Genomic DNA, 23,401 nt, shown 5'->3' on the forward strand with positions numbered 1-23,401 from the left:
GTTGGGTTGGGGCCGCCGCGGGCCCGCCACCCCGGGCTTGGGGGGTTCGGGGGGCCGCCCCCCGCCCCCCGGCACTACCCTCAATGCTCGTGCGCTTCCGGGGCGGCGGCGCCGCCTTCAAGCTGGTCGAGGAAGTCGACCGCGCGGCGCAGATGCGGGATCACGATGGAGCCGCCGACCACCAGGCCGACCGAGAAGGTCTCGAAGAACTCCTCGCGGGTCACCCCGGCGTCCTTGCACTGGGCCACGTGGTAGCTGATGCAGTCGTCGCAGCGCAGCACCATCGAGGCCACCAGGCCCAGCAGCTCCTTGGTCTTCACGTCCAGCGCGCCGGCCTGGTAGGTCTGCGTATCCAGCGCGAAGAAGCGGCGCACCACCTGGTTCGGTTCACCCAGGATGCGCTCGTTCATGCGCTTGCGGAACTCGGTGAACTCGGCGATGCGGTCCTTGCTGCCGTCGTCGGCCGCGCTCATGCCTGGCCCTGCCCGGCCAGCAGCGGCTCGAGCTTGCCTTCACGGTGCAGGGCCATCATGTCGTCGTACCCGCCGACATGGACGTCGCCGACGAAGATCTGCGGCACGCTGGTGCGGCGGGTCAGCGCCATCATCTTCTCGCGCTCGGCCGGGTCCAGGTCGATGCGGACCTCGGTCCACTGCTGGCCCTTGCTCTTCAGGAAGTTCTTGGCGGCCACGCAGTACGGGCAGACGGCGGTGGAATAGATGGTGATGGCGGGGGCACCGCCGGCGGTCTGGGCTGTCACGGGAAACTCCACGATGGATCGACGGTCTACATATGGTACCGGTGCGCTGGAATTTCCACGCCACGGCCGCAACACTGTGGATTAACGAATGGTTGCCCCCTGCCCTGCCACGCTTGGCGCGCCCCGCCCGAGGACCTCCTGCTTGCGAGCCCTGCTGCTGACTACCGCCGTCACCCTGGCCCTGGCCATGCCGCTGGCCCAGGCCCAGGAGAAGCTGCCCGACATCGGCTCGTCGGCCGGCGAGCTGCTGACCCCGGCGCGGCAGGCCGAATACGGCGCGATGATGCTGCGCGAACTGCGCAACTACGGCTACCTGCTGGACGATCCGCTGGTCAACGACTGGCTGCAGACCATGGGCACCCGGCTCGGCTCCAACAGTGACCAGCCGCGGCAGCCGTACACCTTCTTCGTGATGAAGGACCGCCAGATCAACGCTTTCGCCACGCTGGGCGGCTACATCGGGGTCAATGCCGGCCTGGTGCTGACCGCCGAGCGCGAGGACGAGGTGGCCGCAGTGCTGTCGCACGAAATCGCCCACGTCACCCAGCAGCACGTACTGCGCGGGGTCGAGCGCGCCCAGCGCGACCAGATCCCGATCCTGCTCGGCATGCTGGCGGCGGTGGTGGCCGCCCAGGCCAGCAACAGCACCTCCTCGGGCAACGCGACCATGGCTGCGATCAGCTCGGGCATGGGCCTGATGCAGCAGCGCCAGATCAACTACACCCGCTCCAACGAGTCCGAGGCCGACCGCCTCGGCATCCGCACCCTGTCGCGCAGTGGCTACGACGTGGATGCCATGGCCGGCTTCTTCGAGCGGATGGCATCGGCGATGCGCGGCAACGACGGCGGCTACAGCGTGCCCGAGTTCCTGCGCACCCATCCGGTCAACATCACCCGCATCAGCGAGGCCAAGGCCCGCGCCGAGCAGATGAAGAAGGACACGGTGCTGCTGACCACCACCACCCCCAGCGGCGAGCGCAGGGAGCGGGTCGATCCGGCCGACCCGAGTCTGGCCGAGCCGATGCTGCGCGGAAACAACCCGCTGCTGCCCAGCAGCGTGCTGCGCATTCCAATGGGCCAGCTCACCCGCGGCGCCAGCGGCGACTTCGACTGGGCGCGCGAGCGCCTGCGCGTGCTCAGCGCGGACTCCACCCCCGAACTGGAACGCGAGTATGCCGATCTGGCCAAGCGCCAGAAGGATGGCCTGAACGACGCCCAGCGCTATGGCCAGGCATTGGCCGTGATGCGCGGCGGTCGTGCCGGCGCCACCCAGGCCCGGCAGACCCTGGCGGGCCTGCTGCAGAGCCGGCCGGACAACCTGTGGCTGGCGCTGGGCCTGGGCGAGGCCGAATCCCGCGCCGGCCAGGCCACCCAGGCCAACAACCGCTTCGAGCAGTTGCTGCGCGAGCACCCCAACAGCCGTCCGGTGGCACTGACCTATGCCGAGATCCTGAACGAACAGGGCAGCCGCGAGGCGGGCCAGCGCGCGCAGGCCATGCTGCGGCCCCTGCTGTCGCAAAGCGGTAACGATCCGGTCTTCCAGCAGCGGTACGCCCGCGCCAGCGAGTTGGCCGGCGACAGCGTGCGCGCCAGCGAGGCCTATGCCGAGGCGGCCTTCCTCAGCGGCCGCCCGGAACAGTCGCTGATGCAGCTGCAGGCGCTCAAGCGCAACCCGGCACTGGACTATGTCGGCCGGGCCCGGGTGGACGCGCGCATCGAAGCGATCACTCCCACCGTGCTGGAACTGCGCCGCCAGGGCGTGCAGGACCCGGACCTGGACCGCCGCTGAGCGCTGCATGACCGGTCGATGGCAATCCAGGCCGGTTCCGGCCTGGTAGTCACAAACATGTCATCAAACCGTAGTCTACTGGCACCACTCCAGTAACCGAGCCCTACGGTGTCCTCGTGCAGAAACGCATCCTGATCGTCGATGACGAGCCCGCGATCCGTGAAATGGTCGCCTTCGCCCTTCGCAAGGGCGATTACGAACCGGTCCACGCCGGCGACGCCCGTGAGGCCCAGACCGCCATCGCCGATCGCGTCCCCGACCTGATCCTGCTGGACTGGATGCTGCCCGGCACCAGCGGCCTGGACCTGGCCCGCCGCTGGCGCAAGGAAACCCTGACCCGCGAAGTGCCGATCATCATGCTCACCGCCCGCGGCGAAGAGAATGACCGCGTCGGTGGCCTTGAAGCCGGCGTCGACGACTACGTGGTCAAGCCGTTCTCGGCGCGCGAACTGCTGGCCCGCATCCGTGCGGTCATGCGCCGTGCCCGCGAGGACGACGAGGACGGCAGCGTGGCAGTCGGCTCGATCCGCATCGACGGTGCTGCCCACCGCGTGTTCGCCAACGACCAGCCGGTACCGATCGGCCCGACCGAATATCGCCTGCTGCACTTCTTCATGACCCACCCGGAGCGCGTCTACACCCGCGCCCAGCTGCTGGACCATGTGTGGGGCGGCAGTGTGTACGTGGAGGAACGCACCATCGACGTGCACATCCGCCGCCTGCGCAAAACGCTGGAACCGTTCAACGCCGAAAACATGGTGCAGACCGTGCGCGGCGCCGGCTACCGCTTCTCCACTGCCACCTGAGTCTCGTCGTGCCGGCGCCACGCACCCGCGGGTGCCGGCGCCGGCAACTCTGCTATAACCCTCGGTTCACCCCAGTGAACCGCCGCACCTCAACGACGAGATCGCAATGCCCCGCCACATCCGCTCTGCCTGGTTGAAGACCCTGGCCACCGTTGCCGCGGTACTGCTGTTCGCCGGACTGGTGGGGTGGTTCACGGGCCATCTGTGGTTGTGCATCGCGCTTGGCGCACTGGCCACGCTGGCCTGGCATTACTGGCGCCTGCGCAGCGTGCTGCGCCGGCTGACCGCACGCCAGCGCTGGGACACCGCCGAGGAGGGCACCGGCGTCTGGAACGAACTGGACCGCCTGCTGTACCGCAACCAGGTGGAAATGCGCGTTCGCAAGCGCCGCCTGCTCGACATGCTGCGCAGCTACCGCGCTGCCGCCGCCGCACTACCCGATGCCGTGGTGGTACTGGACCGCAACAGCCAGCGCGTGCAGTGGTTCAATGAGGCCGCTACCGCCCTGCTCGGCCTGCACCATCCCGGCGACCTCGGCGAAGCCCTGGTCGAGCGCCTGCAGCCGATGCCGCTGGCGCATTGGCTGGCCGGTGGCCGCAATGCCGAGCCGATCCTGGACGTGCCCTCGCCGGTCGATCCTGCGATCCGCCTGAACCTGCGCCTGATTCCGTATTCGTCGGACTACTGGCTGCTGATCGCCCGCGACGTCAGCAAACTGCTGCGCCTGGAACAGGTGCGTCGCGACTTCGTGGCCAACGTTTCACACGAACTGCGCACGCCGCTCACCGTGGTCCACGGCTACCTGGACATGATGGACCCGGAAGATTTCCCGGGCACCGGTCCGATGCTGGAAGAGATGCGCAAGCAGAGCCAACGCATGGCCCAGCTGGTGGAAGACCTGCTGACCCTGTCGCGCCTCGAATCGCAGGAGCACAGCGAGGATGAGACCGTGGCCATGCAGCCGATGCTGGCCACCCTGCGCCGCGAAGCCGAAGCGCACAGCCAGGGCCGCCACCAGATCAGCATCGACGACCTCGCCGGCGTTGACCTGCAGGGCTCGACCAAGGAGCTGCACAGCGCGTTCTCCAACCTGGTCACCAACGCCGTGCGCTACACCCCCGCCGGTGGCCGCATCGCGGTGGAGTTCCGCCGCGAAGGCGACGGCGCGGTGCTGGCAGTGCGCGATTCCGGCTACGGCATCCCGGCCACCCACCTGCCACGCCTGACCGAACGCTTCTACCGTGTCTCCAGCAGCCGTTCCCGCGAAAGCGGCGGGACCGGCCTGGGCCTGTCCATCGTCAAGCACATCCTCGGCCTGCACCACGCGCGGCTGGAGATTGAAAGCGAGGTCGGCAAGGGCTCGGTGTTTTCCTGCCATTTCGATGCCGACCACGTGCGCCCGCGCGAGTCCGCCCCCCTGACTTCCATCGAAGAATGACGCCATGAGCAGCCTCGGATCCCTCCCCCTCCCCGTGAGCCCGGACAACGATCCGTTGCGCGACCCGGCGCTCTACATCAACCGCGAACTGTCACAGCTGGATTTCAACTTCCGCGTGCTGGCGCAGGCGATGGACCCGCAGGTGCCGCTGCTGGAGCGCCTGCGCTTCATGTGCATCTCCTGCACCAACCTCGACGAGTTCTTCGAGATCCGCGCCGCCGCCGTACGCCACGCGCAGGAGTTCGGCCTGCCACCGGCACCGGACGGGATGAGCCCGCAGACCATCCTCACCGCCATCCATGACCGCGCCGCCGAACTGGTGGACCAGCAGTACCGCTGCTGGAACGAGACGCTGCGGCCGGCGCTGATGGAGGCCGGCATCGGCGTGCTCGGCCGCCATTCCTGGACCGACCGCCAGAAGCGCTGGCTGCGCGCCTACTTCCGCAACGAGATCATGCCGGTGCTGTCGCCGCTGGGCCTGGACCCGGTGCATCCGTTCCCGAAGATCCTCAACAAGTCGCTGAACATCGTGGTGGTGCTGAAGGGCACCGACGCGTTCGGCCGCGCCGGCCACCTGGCCATCGTGCGTGCGCCGCGCTCGCTGCCGCGCATCATCCAGCTGCCGGAGAAGCTCGGCGGTCCGCAGAACTTCGTGTTCCTGTCCTCGGTGTTGTCCACGTTCGTCGATGAACTGTTCCCGGGCATGGAAGTCCAGGGTGCCTACCAGTTCCGCGTCACCCGCAACTCCGAGCTGGTGGTCGACGAGGAGGAAGTGGAGAACCTGGCGCTGGCACTGCGCGACGAACTGGTCGACCGCGGCTACCGGCCGGCGGTGCGCCTGGAAATCGCGCAGGACATGCCGCGCGACATCGTGCGCACCCTGCTGCAGAACTTCGGCCTGACCGAGAACGCGGTGTACCGCATCGACGGCCCGGTCAACCTCAACCGCATCATCCAGCTGTACGACCTGATCGCACAGCCGGACCTGAAATACCCGCCGATGACGCCGCGCACGTTGCGCGACAGCGACGGCATCTTCGAGACCACGGCGCGCCAGGACCTGCTGCTGCACCACCCGTTCGATGCCTTCACCGCGGTGCTGGACCTGATCCGGCAGGCGGCGATCGACCCCAACGTGCTGGCGATCAAGCAGACCCTGTACCGCACCGGCAAGGATTCGCTGATCGTCGACGCACTGATCCAGGCCGCGCGCAACGGCAAGGACGTGACCGTGGTGGTCGAACTGCGCGCACGTTTCGACGAAGAGGCCAACCTGGGCCTGGCCGATCGCCTGCAGGAGGCCGGCGTGCAGGTGGTGTACGGCGTGGTCGGCTACAAGACCCACGCCAAGATGCTGCTGATCGTGCGCCGCGAGGGCCGCAAGCTGCGCCGCTACGTGCACCTGGGCACCGGCAACTATCACAGCGGCACCGCCCGCGCGTACACCGACATCAGCCTGATCACCGCCGATGCGGACATCGGCAACGACGTGCACCTGCTGTTCCAGCAGCTGTCCGGGCTGGCCTCGAAGATGAAGCTCAAGCGCCTGCTGCAGTCGCCCTTCACCCTGCACACCGGCATCCTCGGCCGCATCGAGCGCGAAACGCGCATCGCCGCCGCCGGCCGCCCGGCGCGGATCATCGCCAAGATGAACGCCCTGAACGAACCGCAGGTGGTGCGCGCGCTGTACGCCGCCTCGCAGGCCGGCGTGCAGATCGACCTGATCATCCGTGGCGCCTGCACCCTGCGCCCGGGCGTGCCGGGCGTGTCGGACAACATCCGCGTGCGCTCGATCGTCGGCCGCTTCCTGGAACACAGCCGCGTCTACTGGTTCGGCAACAACGGCGCACCGGAAATGTACTGCGCCAGCGCCGACTGGCTGGAGCGCAACCTGCTGCGCCGGGTCGAGACCTGCTTCCCGATCCTCGACCCGGAGCTGGCCAAGCGGGTCTACCGCGAGGTCCTGCAGAACTACCTGGACGACAACCTCAACGCCTGGGAACTGGACGCCGACGGCATCTACCACAAGCGTGCCCCGGCGCACGACGAAGCCCCGCATTCGGCACAGATGGCGTTGATGCAGGGGCTGTAACCCGGTGTGTCGACCAAGGTCGACACCTACCAGGAGCGGTAGGCACCCACCATCAGGTCGCAGAGAACTGTCGAAGGCGGGGTGGGTCCGGTTGAGGGGGCGTGAGCGCCATGGGCCCGAGGCATGCCTCGGGCGGGTTGGGCAGGACGCCCAACCCCGGTCTTGCCGTGTGCGCAGGACAGCGCACACGAGCAAGCGCGACCGAGCTTACATGGACGTACTTGCAGCGTCCCCCTCAACCGGACCCACCCCGCCATCCCACGGATAGCCCGCTGTTGCTGTTGCTGTTGCTGTTGCTGTTGCCGTTGCCGTTGCCGTTGCCGTTGATTCGGCAGGTGCAGGGCGCAGCCCTGCCGCACTCCCCTCTTCCAAAATGTGAAGGCCGCGCGGTGACGAGCACACCGCCCCTTCGGCTAACATTCGTCCATGCCGCACACCACCACGACTCCGCCCGCATTGCAGGATGGCGACCTGCTGGCCGCCATCGACCTTGGCTCCAATAGCTTCCACATGGTCATCGCGCGCTACACGCTCGGCCAGCTGCGGGTGATCGACCGCCTGCGCGAGACCGTGCGCATGGCCGATGGCCTGGACGGCAAAGGTGGGCTCTCCTCCGCTGCGCGGCAGCGCGCACTGGAATGCCTGGCCCGCTTCGGCCAGCGCATCCGCAACGTGCCGCCGCACCGGGTACGTGCGCTGGCCACCAACACCGTGCGCCAGCTGCGCTCGCCGCAGTCGTTCCTGGTTCCGGCCGAAACCGCACTGGGGCATGCCATCGAAGTGGTCAGCGGCCGCGAAGAAGCGCGCCTGATCTATCTGGGCGTGGCCCACGCGCAACCGCCCAAGCCCGGCCAGCGCCGGCTGGTGATCGACATCGGCGGTGGCTCCACCGAATTCATCATCGGCATGGGCATGCAGACCCTGGAGCGCGAAAGCCTGCAGGCCGGCTGCATCGCCAGCACCCGGCGCTTCTTCCCCGGCGGCAAGCTGAGCAAGAAGCGCTGGAAGGACGCGCTGGCCGAGATCGGCCGCGAGTTCCAGCCCTTCGCCAGCAAGTACCGCGCGCTGGGCTGGCAGGAAGCCCTGGGCTCGTCCGGCACGCACAAGGCGATCAGCGAGATCTGCGCGACGATGAAGCTGAGCAAGGGCGCGATCACCGCCGAGGCCCTGCCGCAGCTGCGCGATGAACTGCTGAAGGCCAAGAAGATCGACGACATCCAGTTGCCGGGCCTGTCCAGCGACCGTCGTCCGATCATCGCCGGCGGCATCCTGGTGCTGGAGGCCGCCTTCCAGGCGCTGGGCCTGCAGAAGCTGCTGGTCAGCAAAGCGGCGATGCGCGAAGGCATCCTGTACGACATCGTCGGCCGCGCTGGCGAGAACGACCTGCGCGATGAATCGGTGTCCGCGCTCAGCCAGCGCTACGGCATCGATACCGTGCAGGCCGACCGTGTGCAGGACACCGCGCTGTCACTGCTGGAACAGGTACAGGAGCGCTGGCGGCTCGATGCCGACGACGCGCGGATGCTCGGCTGGGCCGCGCGCCTGCACGAGCTGGGCCTGATGATCGCGCACAGCGGCTACCACGTGCATGGCAGCTACGTGCTGGAACACTCGGATATCGCTGGCTTCTCGCGGCAGGAACAGCAGATGCTGGCCGCCCTGGTGCGCAGCCATCGCCGCAGCGTGACCAAGACCGCCTTCGACGCCCTGCCCGAGCGCCTGCTGCTGACCGCTCGCCGGCTGGCCGCCCTGCTGCGTCTGGCGGTATTGCTCAATCGTGCCCATGAGGACGATCCACTGCCTGCGTTGGAACTGACCGCCGACGACAACCGCCTGTCGCTGATCGTGCCGCAGGCCTTCATCGACGCCCGCCCGCTGCTGCGCGCGGACCTGATCGGCGAGACCGACGGCATCGCCGGGCTGGGCATCCAGTTCCGGCCGTTCGTGGCCTGATCCGGACCAGGATGACGTCCGGCCTGCGCGCAATTCGCGCTGCGCCGCAGCATCAACCCGCCGTCGCTATAGACGCATGTCATCTGCAAGCCCGCGATTTCCTTCACATTTTCATCACCGGCATGACACGTGATGAATTATTTCGACATGGGCTATTTACAAACTCTTAACTACCGAGACTAGTATTGGGGCACCGGCGCACTTCCGCTGGGCAATTGGGTGCTTTTTTGGGCATCTCCCTACGTCTTTGAGAGAGAGAACGTAATGACTTCACGTACCGTGCTGGGCAAGGCCATTGCCCACGTCCTGGTGACGACCACCGCCCTGGCCGCGCTGCCGGCCTTCGCCCAGGACAGCGGCAGCGCTTCGCCGACCAATCTGGATCGCATTGAAATCACCGGCTCGCGCATCCGCCAGGTCGATGTGGAGACCGCCCAGCCGGTGCTGGCAATGACCCGCGTGGACATCGAGCGCCAGGGCTTCAGTTCGGTCGCCGACATCCTGCAGAACGTGACCGCCATGGGCAGCCCGGCGATCAGCCGTGCCAACGCACTGAGCTCGGGCGAAAACACCGGCGGCACCTACATCGACATGCGCAACCTGGGGGCGCAGCGCACCCTGGTGCTGGTCAACGGCAAGCGTCTGGGCATCAGCACCTCGGGCCTGCAGGACGTGTCCTCGCTGCCGGTGTCGGCGGTGGAGCGCATCGAAGTGCTGAAGGATGGCGCTTCGGCCATCTACGGTTCCGATGCGATGGCCGGTGTGGTCAACATCATCACCCGTTCCAACGTCAACGGCGTGACCGCCAACGTCTACCACGGCCAGTACAGCGAAGGCGACGGCGCCCGTGACCGCTTCGACGTGGTCGGCGGCTGGAGCAACGACCGCGTGTCGCTGACGCTGGCACTGGAGCATTCCGAAGAAAAGAGCGTCTGGGCCAAGGACCGCTGGTTCAGCAAGTACGGCGTGAGCGACCGCCACCCGAACGACGCCTCCAACTGGACCACGCTGAGCCAGTGGGGCCAGGTCACCGGCCTGAAGGGTGGCCCGGGCTGTACCAACACCAAGGACGGCTGCGGCTACTCGCTCAACCGTGGCGCTGACCCGACCAACCCGGCCAACTACCACCTGACCGACGCGACCCCGTTTACAGGCGACGTCAGCAACGCCAACGAGCAGATGCACGTCATGTATCCGCTCAAGCGTGATTCGGTGTACTTCGACGGCCGTTTCAAGATCACCGATCAGGTCAACCTGCGCACCGAATTCGGCTACAACAAGCGTTCGGCCGAGCGCCAGATTGCAGGCTACCCGCTGCAGTCCAGCTCGGTGTCGATCTCGGGTGACCCGACCGCCACCGGCCTGATGTCCAAGGACAGCTATTTCAATCCGTTCGGCAACCAGCACGGTTATGCCAAGCCAACCGACGTGGCCTGGAACCGCCGTACCTGGGAAATCCCGCGTGTAAGCACCAGCGAACTGAAGACCTACCGTGCGGTAGTGTCGCTGGATGGCACCTTCGAGATCGGTCAGCGCTACTTCGACTGGGATGTGGGCTACCAGTACAACCGCAACGAGCTGACCGCTACCGCCACCGGCAACCTGCACAAGCAGCGCGTGCGTGACGCCGTGGGTCCGTCGTTCCTGGATCCGGCCACCGGCAAGGTGATGTGTGGCCGTCCGGGCGCGGTGATCAGCGGCTGCACGCCGTGGAACCCGCTGGTGCCCTACGGCAAGAACGATCCGAACGGACTGACCGGCAATGAAGAACTGATGGCCTGGCTGTTCCCGGCGGAGAAGACCACCGGCCGGACCACCACCAAGAACGCGTTCGCCAACCTGTCCGGCAGCATCATGACCCTGCCGGCCGGCGACCTGGGCTTCGCTTTCGGCGTGGAAAGCCGCAAGGAAGATGGCCGCTACACCCCCGATGCCCTGGCCCAGACCGGCGCCACCACCAACCTGGCCGCAGGCCCGACCGGTGGCAGCTACAACGTGAAGGAAGCCTACCTGGAGCTCAGCGTGCCGGTGCTGGCCGACCTGCCCGGCGCGCGCGAGCTGAGCTTCAGTGCCGCCACCCGCTATTCCAAGTACAACACCTTCGGCAACACGCTCAACAGCAAGTTCGGATTCAAGTGGAAGCCGATCGACCAGCTGCTGGTCCGTGGTACCTGGGCCGAAGGCTTCCGCGCACCGACCATCAACGATCTGTACGGTGGCGGTTCGGAAACCTTCGCGCAGTTCAGCGACCCGTGCGACACCGTGTTCGGCTCGGCCAAGGGCAGTGCTGAAGTCCGCTCGCGCTGCGCACGTGACATCGCCGATGCCGCCAACTTCCGCCAGCTGAAGCAGGGCAACACGCCGGTAACCACGGCGCAGGATGCGACCCCGACGCCGTTCGTGTCCGGTTCCAACCCGCTGCTGGTTCCGGAAACCTCGACCAGCAAGACGCTGGGCCTGGTGTGGAGCCCGACCTTCATCAGCAACTTCAACGTGGCGCTGGACTGGTGGAAGATCCGCATCGACAACACCATCGTCGGTGACAGCCCGAACCAGATCCTGAGGGACTGCTACGAGCAGGGCATCGAATCGCGCTGCAGCCGCTTCACCCGCGACCCGTCCAACGGCATCGTCACCGGCCTGAAGTTCGGCAACCGCAACGCCGGCTTCGCCGAGACCGAAGGTTACGACCTGGATGTCAGCTACCGCGTCGACACCAGCTACGGCAAGCTGAGCGCGGGCTGGACCAGCACCTACGTCAGCAAGAACGTCTACCGTTCCACCAACGATGTCCGCGAAGCGATCACGCCGATCAACGGCGTTGCCAACACCATCGGCACCGCTACCAGCCTTGCGTTCCGCGTGCGCTCGAACCTGGTGCTGGGCTGGGATGTGGGTGACTTCGGCGTCAGCTGGACGGCACGCTACTACTCCGGTGTGAAGGAGCGCTGCCTCAACGCCTCGCGGTATGCGGACGAATGCTCCGATCCGACCTTCCTGGCTCCGTGGCTGAAGTCGCCGACTGCTTACAACGAGCGTGGTGCGGTGACCTTCCACGACGTGCAGTTCCGCTACAACCTGCCGTGGGATGCCACCGTTTCGGTGGGCGCGAACAATGTGTTCGGCAAGGAAGCTCCGGTGATGTACAGCAAGCCGAACTCGTCGTTCTCTTACTATGGTGGCTACGACATCGGTCGTTTCATGTACATGAAGTACCAGCAGCGCTTCTGATCCATCCGCGCAGTTGAAGCTCGACGACCACGGCCCTTCGGGGCCGTGGTTTTTTTTGCTTCCGCGCAGGCTGACGCATTTGGCAGGCCTGGCCCCCTTCGCCGCTTCGTGGGTGCAGTAATGCTGGAACGGCGATGAAGCCTCCTAAGCCTCGCAGCTGTTTGATTCGCATCGGCTTTGTGCAGATGCGTCAGCCTCTTTGAGTCCACATTACTACCCTCCCCATACCTCTCTCATCCGACCTTCACTAGCGTCGAATCTCCACCGCCTGCGGTGGCATTTGCGCCGTCCGCTTGGCAGCGCACCGAAGACCTAGAAGAGAGAGAGATCCATGACCATCCGTATTCCCGAACTGGGGTTGGCGATCCGTCGTGCACTGACGATGACGGCAACCGCAGCACTGGCCACCCCGGCACTCGCACAGCAGGCACCGGAAGCCACCACGCTGGACCGCATCGAGATCACCGGTTCGCGCATCCGCCAGGTCGATCTGGAAACCGCACAACCGGTACTGACCATCAGCCGCGCCGACATCGAGCGGCAGGGCTTCAACTCCGTTGCCGACATCCTTCAGAACCTGACCGCAACCGGCAGCCCGGCCTTGAGCCGTGCCAGCCCGCTCAGTGCGGGCGAGGCCGCGGGCGGCAGCTACGTGGACATGCGCGGCCTCGGTGCACAGCGCACCCTGGTGCTGGTCAACGGCAAGCGCCTGGGCATGACCACCAGCGGTTACCAGGACATTTCCAGCATTCCCGCAGCCGCCGTCGAGCGCATGGAAGTGCTCAAGGACGGCGCCTCGGCCATCTACGGCGCCGACGCGATGGCCGGCGTGGTCAACATCATCACCCGCCGCAACGTTGAAGGCGTCACCGCCAGCGTCTACCACGGCCAGTACAGCGAGGGCGATGGCGCCCGTACCCAGTACGACGTGGTTGCCGGCTGGTCGAATGACCGCGCCTCGATCAGCGTCGCGGCCGAGCATGTCGAAGAGAAGGGGGTGTGGGCCAAGGATCGCGGCTTCAGTGCCTACACCTATACCGACCGCCATCCGGACGATGGCTGGACCACGGTCGGACAGTGGGGACGCATCGTCGGCTTCAATGGCCCAGGCTGCAGCAACAGCCGTGGCTGCAGCTATTCGCTGGATCGCGGCAGCCAGCCGGGCGGGCCGGACAGCTTCCACCTCAGTGACAACACGCCGTTCACCGGTGATGTCAGCAACAGCAACGAGCAGATGCACCTGCAGACGCCGATCAAGCGCGATTCGATCTTCGTCGACGCGCGCGTGGATCTGAACGAGCAGGTCCGCTTCAATACCCAGCTGTCCTACAACCGGCGCACCACCACCCGCCAGATTGCCGGCTATCCGTTCCAGTCCGGCGCAGGCGGCATCACGCCGATGTCCGCCGACAGCTGGTTCAACCCGTTCGGCAGCCACCACGGTTACGAAACGCCCAGCGATGTGCACTGGAACCGCCGTACGTGGGAGGTTCCGCGGGTCAGCACCAGCGAACTGACCACCTGGCAGGGCGTTGCCGCCTTTGAAGGCAGCTTCGAATTCGGCGGCCGGGATTTCGACTGGGAAGCCGGCTACCAGTACAACCGCAGCGAACTGACCCAGCGTGCCACCGGCAACCTGCACAAGCAGCGCGTGGCCGATGCCACCGGCCCTTCGTTCTTCAACCCGGAAACCGGCAAGGTTGAATGCGGCACCCCGGGGGCACCGATTGCCGGTTGCAGACCATGGAATCCTCTGGTGCCGTATGGCCAGGATGATGCCTATGGCCTGACCGGCAACAAGGAACTGCAGGACTGGTTGTTCCCCGAAGAACTCACTCGTGGCCGCACCACCACCCGCAACCTGTTCGCCAGCCTCAGTGGAAGCCTCGCCACACTGCCCGCGGGCGAACTGGGCTTTGCCTTGGGCGCCGAGAGCCGCCGCGAGGACGGTCGCTTCATTCCCGACGCGCTGGCGCAGACCGGGGCCACCACCAACCTCGCCGCAGGCCCTACCGGCGGTGGCTACCGCGTCGACGAGGCCTATCTGGAGCTGAGCGTGCCGGTGCTGCGCGACCTCCCCGGTGCGCGCGAGCTGACGCTCAATGCAGCGACGCGCTACTCGGACTACTCCACCTTCGGCGGAACCCTCAACAGCAAGTTCGGCTTCAGCTGGAAGCCGATCGATCAGCTGCTGGTCCGTGGCACCTGGGCGCAGGGCTTCCGTGCACCGACCATCTCCAACCTCTACGGCGGCGGCTCGCAGACCTTCACCACCGGTTTCCGTGATCCCTGCGATACGGTCTATGGCGCCGCCGCCAGCAGCCCGGAGGTGCGTGCGCGCTGCGCCGCCGACATCGCCAACGCGGACAGCTACCGCCAGCTCGGCCAGGGCAACCAGCCGATCACCGGCAGCAGCGGGCAGTCCCCCCTGCCCTTCACCAGTGGCTCCAATCCGGATCTGCAGCCGGAAACCTCCACCAGCCGCACCCTGGGCCTGGTCTGGAGCCCGACGTTCGCTGAAGGGCTGCACATCGCACTGGACTGGTGGAAGATCCGCATCGACAACACCATCGTCCCCGATCACCCCAACGACATCCTCCGTGACTGCTATGAGCTGGGCATTGCCGAGCGCTGCGGCAGCTTCACCCGCGACCCGGAGCTGGGCATCGTCGACAAGCTCAACTATGGCAGCCGCAACAGCGGCTTCCGCCAGGCCGAAGGCTATGACCTGGAGGTCGGCCACAAGATCGAAACGTCCTGGGGCACGCTGAGCGCCGACTGGAAAACCACCTATGTCGTTGCCGCGGTGGAGCGCACCACCAATGAGGCGGATGTGCCGCCGATTCCCAGCAATGGCATCGCCACCGACGGCGGCATCGGCTTCCGCGTGCGCTCCAACGCTTCGCTGGGCTGGGAGCGCGGCAATCTCGGCCTCACCTGGGGCCTGCGCTACTTCTCTGCGGTCAAGGAGCGCTGCCTGGGCGTTGATGAGTATCCGAACGAGTGTTCGCACCCCGACCAGCGCGCACCGTGGTTCAGCGGCACGCGCGACTACAACCGTCGCGGGTCGGTCACCTTCCACGACGTGCAGGCGCGTTACAGCCTGCCGTGGGATGCGACCGTCTCGATCGGCGCCAACAACGTATTCGGTCGCCAGGGACCGATCATGTACAGCCAGCCGAGCGCCAACTTCTCTTACTACGGCGGCTTCGACATCGGCCGTTTCATCTACATGAAATACCAGCAGCGCTTCTGATCCAGGCACCGCACGCGTTACCCACTACGGCCCTTCGGGGCCGTAGTGGCACGGGGGCCCGACCCGCGTCATCTGGTGGTCGTAAAGCGGTCATATCGGCTACATCGCCAGCACCGAGCATGCCGGAAACCCGGAGGCCCGCCATGCGCTATGCCATCGTCACCGAGACCTACCCGCCGGAAGTGAACGGCGTTGCCCTGACCGTGCAGGGGCTGGAACAGGGACTGCGCAACTCCGGCCACGAGATCGACCTGATCCGCCCGCGACAGGCCAGTGAAGCGCTGGACTCCGCAGCGGGCACCCTGTTGGTTCCTGGCGCCGCCCTGCCGCGTTACCCCGGTCTGCGCTTTGGCCTGCCGGCCCCGATAAGGCTCGGCCGCCATTGGCAGCAGCAACGCCCGGATGCCGTGTATGTCGCCACCGAAGGCCCGCTGGGCTGGTCGGCCGTGCGCACTGCACGGCGCCTCGGCATCCCGGTGGCCAGTGGCTTCCACACCCGTTTCGACGAATACCTGCCCGACTACGGTGTGGCCTGGCTGCAGGCGGCCGCGATGCGCTGGATGCGTCGCTTCCACAACCAGGCCGATGCGACGCTGGTACCCACCCGCGAACTGCAGCAGTTCCTCGGCGAACAGGGTTTCGAACGCGTACGCCTGCTGGCGCGCGCGGTCGACAGCCAGCAGTTCGATCCGAGCCGCCGTGACCCTGCGCTGCGCGAGGAATGGGGTGTGGACGGCAACGGCCTGGTGGCGATCTACGTCGGCCGCATCGCCGCGGAAAAGAACCTTGGTCTGGCGGTGAAAGCATTCCGCCGCCTGCAGCAGATCCGTCCCAAGGCCCGCTTCGTGTGGGTGGGTGATGGCCCTGCCCGCGAAAAACTGGCGCATGAAAACCCCGACTTCATCTTCTGCGGCATCCAGCGTGGTGACGCGCTTGCCCGGCATTTCGCCAGCGGCGACCTGTTCCTGTTCCCCAGCCGCAGCGAGACATTTGGCAACGTGACCCTCGAAAGCATGGCCAGCGGCGTGGCGACCGTGGCCTTCGACTATGGCGCTGCCCGCGAGTACCTGCGCAATGGCGAAAATGGCGCGGCAGTGGACAACGATGAGCAGTTCATCGAAGCGACCGTGCAGCTGGCCGCCGATGACACGCAGCGCCAGACGCTGGGCAGCAACGCCGCACGCGCGATGAAGCGCCTGCATCCGCAGCAGGTAGTGGCGGAATTCGATGCCCTGCTGGCCGAACTGGCGCAGTCGCGGAGGAGCGGCCATGCGCACCACGCGGCTTGAACTGCTGGCCGACCGCGAAGCACGCCTGTGCCGGCGGGCCAACCACTACTGCCGCCGCCGCCGCGTGCGCCGCCTGTTCGCGGTCATCAGCCGGCTCGGTGATGGCGTGTTCTGGTACGTGCTGATGGGCGCGCTGGTGCTGCTCGATGGCTTCGACGGCCTGCGCGCGTCCGTGCACATGGCCGCCACCGGTCTGGCCGCGTTGCTGCTGTACAAGGGCCTCAAGCGCTGGACCCGGCGCCCGCGCCCGTATGCGGCCGACCTGCGCATCCGCGCGTGGGTGGCACCGCTGGACGAGTTCAGCTTCCCCTCCGGGCACACCCTGCACGCGGTGTCGTTCACCATCGTGGCACTGGCCTACTACCCGTGGCTGGCTCCGCTGCTGGTGCCGTTCACCGCCGGCGTCGCGCTGTCGAGGGTGGTGCTGGGCCTGCATTATCCCAGCGATGTATTGGCCGCGACGGGCATCGCGGTGCTGCTGGCGTCGGCCAGCCTGGCCTGGTTGCCGCTGCCGGTGTAGCCCCCGGGGTCAGATCCCTTTTCCTTCGGAGAGGGATCTGCCCCCACGATGGACCCCCACGATGCCGACGGCGCTACCGCCATCGTTGATGTCCTAGAATGGCCGCATGACCACGTTGTTCATTTCCGACCTGCACCTGGACCCCAGCCGTCCGGAGATCACCGACCTGTTCCTGCGCTTCCTGCGCGAGCAGGCGCCCGGCGCCGATGCGCTGTACATCCTCGGCGACCTGTTCGAAGCCTGGATCGGCGACGACACGCCCTCGCCCGCCGCCGATGCGGTGGCCGATGCGCTGAAGGTACTGTCCGACAGCGGCGTGCCGGTGTACTTCATCCGCGGCAACCGCGATTTCCTGCTCGGCGAGGACTACGCGCGCCGTGCCGGCCTGCGCATCCTGCCCGACCCGTGCATGATCGAGCTGTACGGCCGCCCGGTGCTGCTGCAGCACGGTGACCTGCTGTGCACCGACGACATTCCCTACCAGCAGTTCCGCGCACAGACGCGCGACCCGGTGTTCCAGGCGCAGTTCCTGTCGCAGCCGCTGGCCGCGCGCATCGCCTTCGCACAGAAAGCGCGCGAAGCGAGCCAGGCCCGCCAGTCGGAAATGAAGCAGGATGATCGTGCGCAGTTCGAGTCCGTCACCGATGTGGCGCCGGCCGAAGTCGATGCCACCTTCGTGCGCCATGGCGTGGACACCATGATCCATGGCCACACCCACCGCCCGGCGGTGCACAGCCTGCAGGCCGGTGGCCGTGCCTGCACCCGCATCGTGCTGGGGGACTGGTACGAACAGGGCTCGGTGCTGCGCGTGGACGCCAACGGCTGGTCGCTGGATACCCTCGCCCGCGAATGATGGACGCGGGGTGCCAACCAAGGTTGGCATCTACCAGGGCAGGTGCACGCACCCGGGTAGACGCCGACCCCGGTCGGCGATTGGCCTCAGCGGAAGGCCGCGATGGTGGCCTTGGTATTGACCAGCACGCGCTGGTTGTCGGCGGTACTGGCATTGCCCATCGGGATGCCGTTGTAGCTGATGTTCGGGTTGGACCAGTAGTTCAGGCGCGGGCAGCCGGCCGAGCAGTCATAGGCCATGATCGTGCGCCAGCGCGAACCGGAGGAAGGCTCGTAGCGATAGCCGTGCCCGTATGCATAGGGCGACGTGCTGGGATCACTGGCGATATCGTGCCGTGCACTCTGCAGATGGCCGATCTCGTGCGCGAACGAGTAGTAGCCGGTCGCGCAATCCCAGTACACCGCCGCGAACGCCGTCGACGCCGTCGAGCCGATGCCCGACGCCAGGCCGCAATACGCCGTGTTGTTGATCAGCAGTACGCCGACGTCGGCTGCGGTGCTGTTGCGGCTGGTGTGGATGCTGTCCATGTAGCCGTCGCTGGTGCCACGGAAACGCGCCAGGTCGGTGTCGAAGCTGCCCGACTCGGTGTAGCTGGTGGTCTCGTAGCCGGCCAGCTGCAGGGTGATGCCGACGTTGCTGTTGACGTAGCCCTGGTTGGACTCGGCCACCGCCAGCTGCACCAGCGACTGCATGTTGCCGCCATAGGCCGTTACCGCTGCATTGGTCGCCACCACCAGCACGCGGATGGTGGCCGGACTACCGGACGAGGCCTGCGCGATGCCGATGCGATCGTTGTTGCCCATCGGGATTTTCGGCAGCTGGTTGTAGTCGGCCGGATGATCGGCCGGCATCCGCGATTCATCCACTTCCACCAGCACATGGCGGTTGCCCAGCGGGCGCAGGCGATACAGCTTGCCGTCCTTGCGGATCGAACCGGTGATGGTATTGCCCGAACGCACCAGGATCAGCGAATTGCCCGGATCGTCCTGGCCATTGGACGTGGCGGCGGTCAGCTTGTCCGAGGGTGAGCGGAACTGGCCGTACCAGATGCTGCCGCCATCAGGCAGTGCTTCAACCTTGCTGCGCACCGCCTGCACGTGCTGGCCAAGCAGTTCGAACTCCAGCTGCGGCTGCGCGGTGGCAGCAGCATCGACTCGCACTTCCTGTACCGTCGCCGTGGACGGGGTGGCCAGCAGCTTGCCCAGCGCGGGCTCACTGTTTGCCGATGCCCGGCTGATGACCGTCACCGGCTCGAACAACGGTGCCGCATGCGCGGCCGCTGCCACCGACAAACCCAACACCAGGCCACCTGCCGCTTTGCCAATCGATCTGGACAACATTGCGTCGCTCCTTGAATGATGTGAACAGCGTTGATGCAGCACGCCCGGGTTTGCCGGGTTTGGCCATATGGCCTGCGCGGGTCGTGTGAATTCAATAGAAGATGGGAATGAAAATCAGGAACTGTGATCGACCGCATCTGCGTTAAGTAAGGTCAAAAGCGTCACTACACTTCGCCAATACACCGCTTTCGCGCTACCGTGACGGAGTCACGACGGGACATGCACATGGCACCATCGCAGGACACGGACGAAGATGTCGGCTTGCTGCGGATCGGCCTGTTCTTCGATGGCACCCGCAACAACGCCCACAACCTGGCGCGCGGTCGTCCGCAGCTGCCACAGCCACGCCCGGTGCAGCTGCGTGCGGATGACGATTCGACCTATCAGAGCCGGCTGACCAGCAGCTACGACAACGGCCCGACCAACATCGCGCGCCTGCAGCAGCTGTATCCGGACAGCCGCCACGATGCGATGGCCACGCCTTCGCTGTCGATCTACGTGGAAGGCGTGGGCACCCGCGATGATGCCGATGATGATCTGATCGGCCTGGCCTTCGGTATCGGTGCCAGCGGCGTGCGGGCGAAAGTGCAGCGCGCGCTGCAGGTGCTGCTGCCGGCCGCGCTTGCCGAGCTGTCCACGCGCTGGCGGCAGCCGCTGCGTCGCGTGCAGCTGGATCTGTTCGGGTTTTCACGAGGCGCTGCCGCGGCGCGTGATATCGCCAACCAGCTGCAGGGCTGGGACAGCGCGCGCTGGCGCCAGCTGCTGCAGGCCTCAGGCCTTGCCTGTGCAACCGACTTCGCACCTGCCATGCCGGTGCTGCGCTTCATCGGCCTGTTCGACACCGTGGTCGCGGTCAATGGCGGCCGCGCCGATGAACAGCCACAACTGGCGCTGCGCAGTGGCATCGCCGCACACGTGGTACAGCTCACCGCGCGTGATGAACATCGCCAGCACTACCCGCTGACGAGCGTCGCGCCAACGTTCACCGAGATCGCCCTGCCCGGCGTGCACGCCAACATCGGCGGTGGCTACAACCAGCTGGAAGAAGGGCCCAAGCTGCTCAGCCGTCCGCGCCGGCAGCAGCTGCGCCGCCCAGCGGTTTCCGACTACCAGGTCCCTCCACTGGCGTTGCTGCAGGCCACCACGGCCTACGCCGAAACGCAGGCCGACGCCGAACGCTGGCGGCAGCAGCTGGGCGTGGGTGAAAAGGAGGTCTGGGTGGATGTCTGGCACCAGTGGCAGCAGCAGCGTCGCGCCGGCAGCCGCAGCGTGCTGTTGTCACCGGTGCTGTATGTGACCGCAGCGGTGGTGCTGCGTCGGCGCATCGACTGGCGTTACCAGCTGATCGCACTGCAGGTGATGCAGCAGCAGGCCATCGACGCTGGCGTGCAATGGACCGCCAATGCCGCTGGAGTTCCCGGCTGGGAGCTGCCGTCCGCCCTGCAGCCGATCGCACGGCGCCTGGTGGCGGGACAGCCGCTGACGCAGACACAGGAGGCGCTGCTGCGGCGGCGCTACCTGATGCAGTCGGCGCACTGGAACTTCGATGCACTGGGCGACACCGCACTGACCTACGCCGCCGATGCCGGTGTCAGCGAACTGCCGTACCGGCCCGGTCCCGGCCTGTTCTACATCAACCGGCCCACAGTGGATGGCAGGCGCGTGGTGTTGCCGAACGCCTGAAAAAAGGGACGGAGGGGATCAAGTCGTTTGTGGCACAAACGACTTGATCCCCTCCGTCCCCTTTTCTTCAACCGGCCTGTTCAACCAGGTTGGCGAGCTCATCCGCATCGAATCCGGCCAGCAGGCGCGCTTCGATGTTGAACGGCCCATGCAGGTAGCCGCCGGCGTACTCCACCAGCAGTTCCTTGAAACGTGCGCGCGGCTCGACGCCGGCGCGATCGCAGTACCAGCGGTACCAGCGCGAACCGGCAGCGACATGCGCCACTTCCTCGCGCAGGATCACTTCCAGTACGTCGGCGGTCTCGCCATCGCCGACATTGCGCAGCTTCTCGATCATGCCGGGCGTCACGTCCAGGCCGCGCGCTTCCAGCACGCGTGGCACCAGCGCCATGCGTGCCAGGCCATCGTGCGCGGTCTTTTCGCACATTTCCCATAGGCCGTTGTGCGCGGGGAAATCAGCGTAGTCGTGGCCGTGCACCTGCAGGCGCTCGCGCAGCAGCATGAAGTGCCGCGATTCGTCGTCGGCACAGCTGACCCAGTCGGCATGGAACGCTGGCGGCAGGCCACGGAAGCGATACACCGCATCCCAGGCCAGGTCGATCGCATTGAGTTCGATGTGGGCGATGGCGTGGATGAACGCGGCACGCCCTTCCACCCCGCCCAGTCCGCGCCGCGGCACTTCGCGCGGATGCACCAGTACCAGCTGCGGCGGCCGGCCCGGCATGCGGATCGGCTCGGGCGGCGGCGCATCGGCCGCCACCTTCAGGCGGCCGGCACGGAACGCGGCCGCATACGCCTGGGTCAGCGCGACCTTGCGCAGCGGGTCAGCTTCGGCCAGGCACTGCTGCGCGGCGCGCAGCAGGTCGCCACCAACGTCGGGCACGTCAACCACGCCTGGACCTCAGGCGCGGCGCTTGTGCTTGGCGTCGTCCGAACGCAGCTGCTGGATGCGCTCGAAGTAGCCCGGCTCGATGCCGGTCGGGTAATGGCCGTTGAAGCAGGACGAATCGAAGTTGCGCAGCGCCGGGTTGCCCTCGCTCACCGCCGCTTCCATGTCTTCCAGGTCCTGGTAGATCAGCCAGTCGCAGCCCAGGTGGGCCTCGATCTCTTCCACGGTGCGGTTGTGCGCGACCAGCTCTTCGGCCGCCGGCATGTCGATGCCGTAGATGTTCGGGTAACGCACCGGCGGTGCCGCGCTGGCCAGGTAGACCTTGCGCGCGCCCGCATCACGGGCCATCTGCACGATCTGCTGGCTGGTGGTGCCACGCACGATCGAGTCGTCCACCAGCAGCACCACGCGGTTGCGGAATTCCAGATGGATCGGGTTGAGCTTGCGGCGCACCGACTTCACGCGTTCACCCTGCCCCGGCATGATGAAGGTGCGGCCGATGTAGCGGTTCTTGATGAAGCCTTCGCGGTACTTCACCCCGAGCACGTTGGAGATCTCCAGCGCGGCATCGCGCGAGGTATCCGGGATCGGGATGATGGTGTCGATATCGTGGTCCGGGCGCAGCCGCAGGATCTTCTCGCCCAGCTTGATGCCCATGCGCATGCGCGCCTTGTGCACCGAGACGTTGTCGATCATCGAATCCGGGCGCGCGAAGTACACGTATTCGAAGATGCACGGGGTGTGCTCGGCTGGCTCGGCACAGATCTCCGAGAACAGCTCGCCACGCGCAGTGATCACCAGCGCTTCGCCCGGCTGCACGTCACGCACGCGCTGGAAGCCCAGCACATCCAGTGCGGCCGACTCGGAAGCGACGATGTACTCGTCGCCCTCGGCATGGCTGCGCTTGCCCAGCACCAGCGGACGGATGCCATGCGGGTCGCGGAAGGCCACCAGGCCCAGGCCCAGCACCACGCTGACCACCGCGTAGCCACCCTTGCAGCGGCGGTGCACGCCGGCCACCGCGCGAATCGCAGCTTCCGGGCTCAGCTGGCGCTGCTGTTCCAGTTCATAGGCGAACACATTCAGCAGCACTTCGCTGTCCGAATCGGTGTTGACGTTGCGGCGGTCCTGCTCGAACACCTGCTGGCGCAGGGCTTCGGTATTGATCAGGTTGCCGTTGTGGGCCAGCGCGATGCCGTACGGCGAATTGACGTAGAACGGCTGCGCCTCGTCCATGCCTTCCGAACCGGCGGTCGGGTAGCGCACATGGGCGATGCCGACGCTGCCTTCCAGGGTGGACATGGTGCGGGCATCAAACACATCGCGGACCAGGCCGGTGGCCTTCTGCACCCGCAGGCGGCTGCCATTGACGGTGGCAATGCCCGCCGCATCCTGGCCGCGATGCTGGAGGACGGTCAAGCCGTCATACAACTGCCCGGCGACGTTCTGGTTGCCGACGATTCCGACGATGCCACACATGGTGCGAGGTCTCCGCTGGGCTG

The 23,401-nt window shown here is 66.5% G+C and carries 16 protein-coding genes; 11 read left to right on the forward strand and 5 right to left on the reverse strand.

What is annotated here, in order from left to right; genetic code table 11:
* Positions 1–80 precede the first annotated feature (80 nt).
* Entirely contained in the window at positions 81–473 is a 393-nt protein-coding gene (locus tag ACJ7C5_RS05670; RefSeq protein ID WP_164082272.1) for a carboxymuconolactone decarboxylase family protein, read from the reverse strand.
* Positions 470–760 (reverse strand): glutaredoxin 3, encoded by a 291-nt coding sequence (gene grxC / locus ACJ7C5_RS05675; protein ID WP_004154541.1) that lies wholly within the window; start codon positions 758–760, stop codon positions 470–472. Before grxC ends, ACJ7C5_RS05670 begins: the two co-directional genes overlap by 4 nt.
* A 142-nt stretch (positions 761–902) precedes the next feature.
* On the opposite strand from grxC, the gene ACJ7C5_RS05680 reads away from it, so the two are divergent.
* The 10 genes from ACJ7C5_RS05680 (at position 903) to lpxH (ending at position 17,987) form a co-directional block, all read left to right on the forward strand.
* Positions 903–2,549: a M48 family metalloprotease gene (locus ACJ7C5_RS05680; RefSeq protein ID WP_097049404.1), complete on the forward strand. Its 1,647-nt coding sequence runs from the start codon at positions 903–905 to the stop codon at positions 2,547–2,549.
* 116 nt (positions 2,550–2,665) lie between these two features.
* On the forward strand, positions 2,666–3,355 hold the full coding sequence (phoB, locus tag ACJ7C5_RS05685; protein WP_331600696.1) for a phosphate regulon transcriptional regulator PhoB: 690 nt from the start codon (positions 2,666–2,668) through the stop codon (positions 3,353–3,355).
* A 106-nt stretch (positions 3,356–3,461) separates the two neighbouring features.
* Positions 3,462–4,793: a phosphate regulon sensor histidine kinase PhoR gene (gene phoR, locus ACJ7C5_RS05690; RefSeq protein ID WP_061479944.1), complete on the forward strand. Its 1,332-nt coding sequence runs from the start codon at positions 3,462–3,464 to the stop codon at positions 4,791–4,793.
* 4 nt (positions 4,794–4,797) lie between these two features.
* Positions 4,798–6,885: a polyphosphate kinase 1 gene (ppk1, locus tag ACJ7C5_RS05695; RefSeq protein ID WP_412703295.1), complete on the forward strand. Its 2,088-nt coding sequence runs from the start codon at positions 4,798–4,800 to the stop codon at positions 6,883–6,885.
* 426 nt (positions 6,886–7,311) lie between these two features.
* A complete protein-coding gene (ppx, locus tag ACJ7C5_RS05700) occupies positions 7,312–8,838 on the forward strand; it encodes an exopolyphosphatase (RefSeq protein WP_010483920.1) in 1,527 nt (508 codons plus the stop codon).
* 264 nt (positions 8,839–9,102) lie between these two features.
* Positions 9,103–12,069, forward strand: a complete 2,967-nt coding sequence (locus tag ACJ7C5_RS05705; RefSeq protein ID WP_412703296.1) for a TonB-dependent receptor domain-containing protein — start codon at positions 9,103–9,105, stop codon at positions 12,067–12,069.
* 331 nt (positions 12,070–12,400) lie between these two features.
* Positions 12,401–15,325: a TonB-dependent receptor domain-containing protein gene (locus ACJ7C5_RS05710; RefSeq protein WP_412703297.1), complete on the forward strand. Its 2,925-nt coding sequence runs from the start codon at positions 12,401–12,403 to the stop codon at positions 15,323–15,325.
* 143 nt (positions 15,326–15,468) lie between these two features.
* Positions 15,469–16,614 (forward strand): glycosyltransferase family 4 protein, encoded by a 1,146-nt coding sequence (locus ACJ7C5_RS05715; protein WP_412703298.1) that lies wholly within the window; start codon positions 15,469–15,471, stop codon positions 16,612–16,614.
* On the forward strand, positions 16,595–17,134 hold the full coding sequence (locus ACJ7C5_RS05720; RefSeq protein ID WP_088024626.1) for a phosphatase PAP2 family protein: 540 nt from the start codon (positions 16,595–16,597) through the stop codon (positions 17,132–17,134). Before ACJ7C5_RS05715 ends, ACJ7C5_RS05720 begins: the two co-directional genes overlap by 20 nt.
* Before the next feature lie 106 nt (positions 17,135–17,240).
* Positions 17,241–17,987: a UDP-2,3-diacylglucosamine diphosphatase gene (gene lpxH, locus ACJ7C5_RS05725; protein WP_097049410.1), complete on the forward strand. Its 747-nt coding sequence runs from the start codon at positions 17,241–17,243 to the stop codon at positions 17,985–17,987.
* 86 nt (positions 17,988–18,073) lie between these two features.
* Here lpxH and ACJ7C5_RS05730 read toward each other — a convergent pair whose 3' ends face one another.
* Positions 18,074–19,327 carry a zinc-dependent metalloprotease gene (locus tag ACJ7C5_RS05730; RefSeq protein WP_412703299.1) on the reverse strand — a complete coding sequence of 418 codons (1,254 nt, stop codon included), beginning with the start codon at positions 19,325–19,327 and terminating at the stop codon, positions 18,074–18,076.
* 225 nt (positions 19,328–19,552) lie between these two features.
* On the opposite strand from ACJ7C5_RS05730, the gene ACJ7C5_RS05735 reads away from it, so the two are divergent.
* A complete protein-coding gene (locus ACJ7C5_RS05735; RefSeq protein WP_412703300.1) occupies positions 19,553–21,010 on the forward strand; it encodes a DUF2235 domain-containing protein in 1,458 nt (485 codons plus the stop codon).
* A 67-nt stretch (positions 21,011–21,077) separates the two neighbouring features.
* On the opposite strand, the gene ACJ7C5_RS05740 is transcribed toward ACJ7C5_RS05735, so the two are convergent.
* Positions 21,078–21,902 (reverse strand): ferritin-like domain-containing protein, encoded by an 825-nt coding sequence (locus ACJ7C5_RS05740; protein WP_088024615.1) that lies wholly within the window; start codon positions 21,900–21,902, stop codon positions 21,078–21,080.
* Between the two features lie 9 nt (positions 21,903–21,911).
* A complete protein-coding gene (purF, locus tag ACJ7C5_RS05745; protein WP_012510177.1) occupies positions 21,912–23,378 on the reverse strand; it encodes an amidophosphoribosyltransferase in 1,467 nt (488 codons plus the stop codon).
* Between the last annotated feature and the right edge of the window lie 23 nt (positions 23,379–23,401).

Origin of the sequence: Nocardiopsis yanglingensis (assembly GCF_045809185.1) — a bacterium.
Taxonomy (GTDB): domain Bacteria; phylum Pseudomonadota; class Gammaproteobacteria; order Xanthomonadales; family Xanthomonadaceae; genus Stenotrophomonas; species Stenotrophomonas yanglingensis.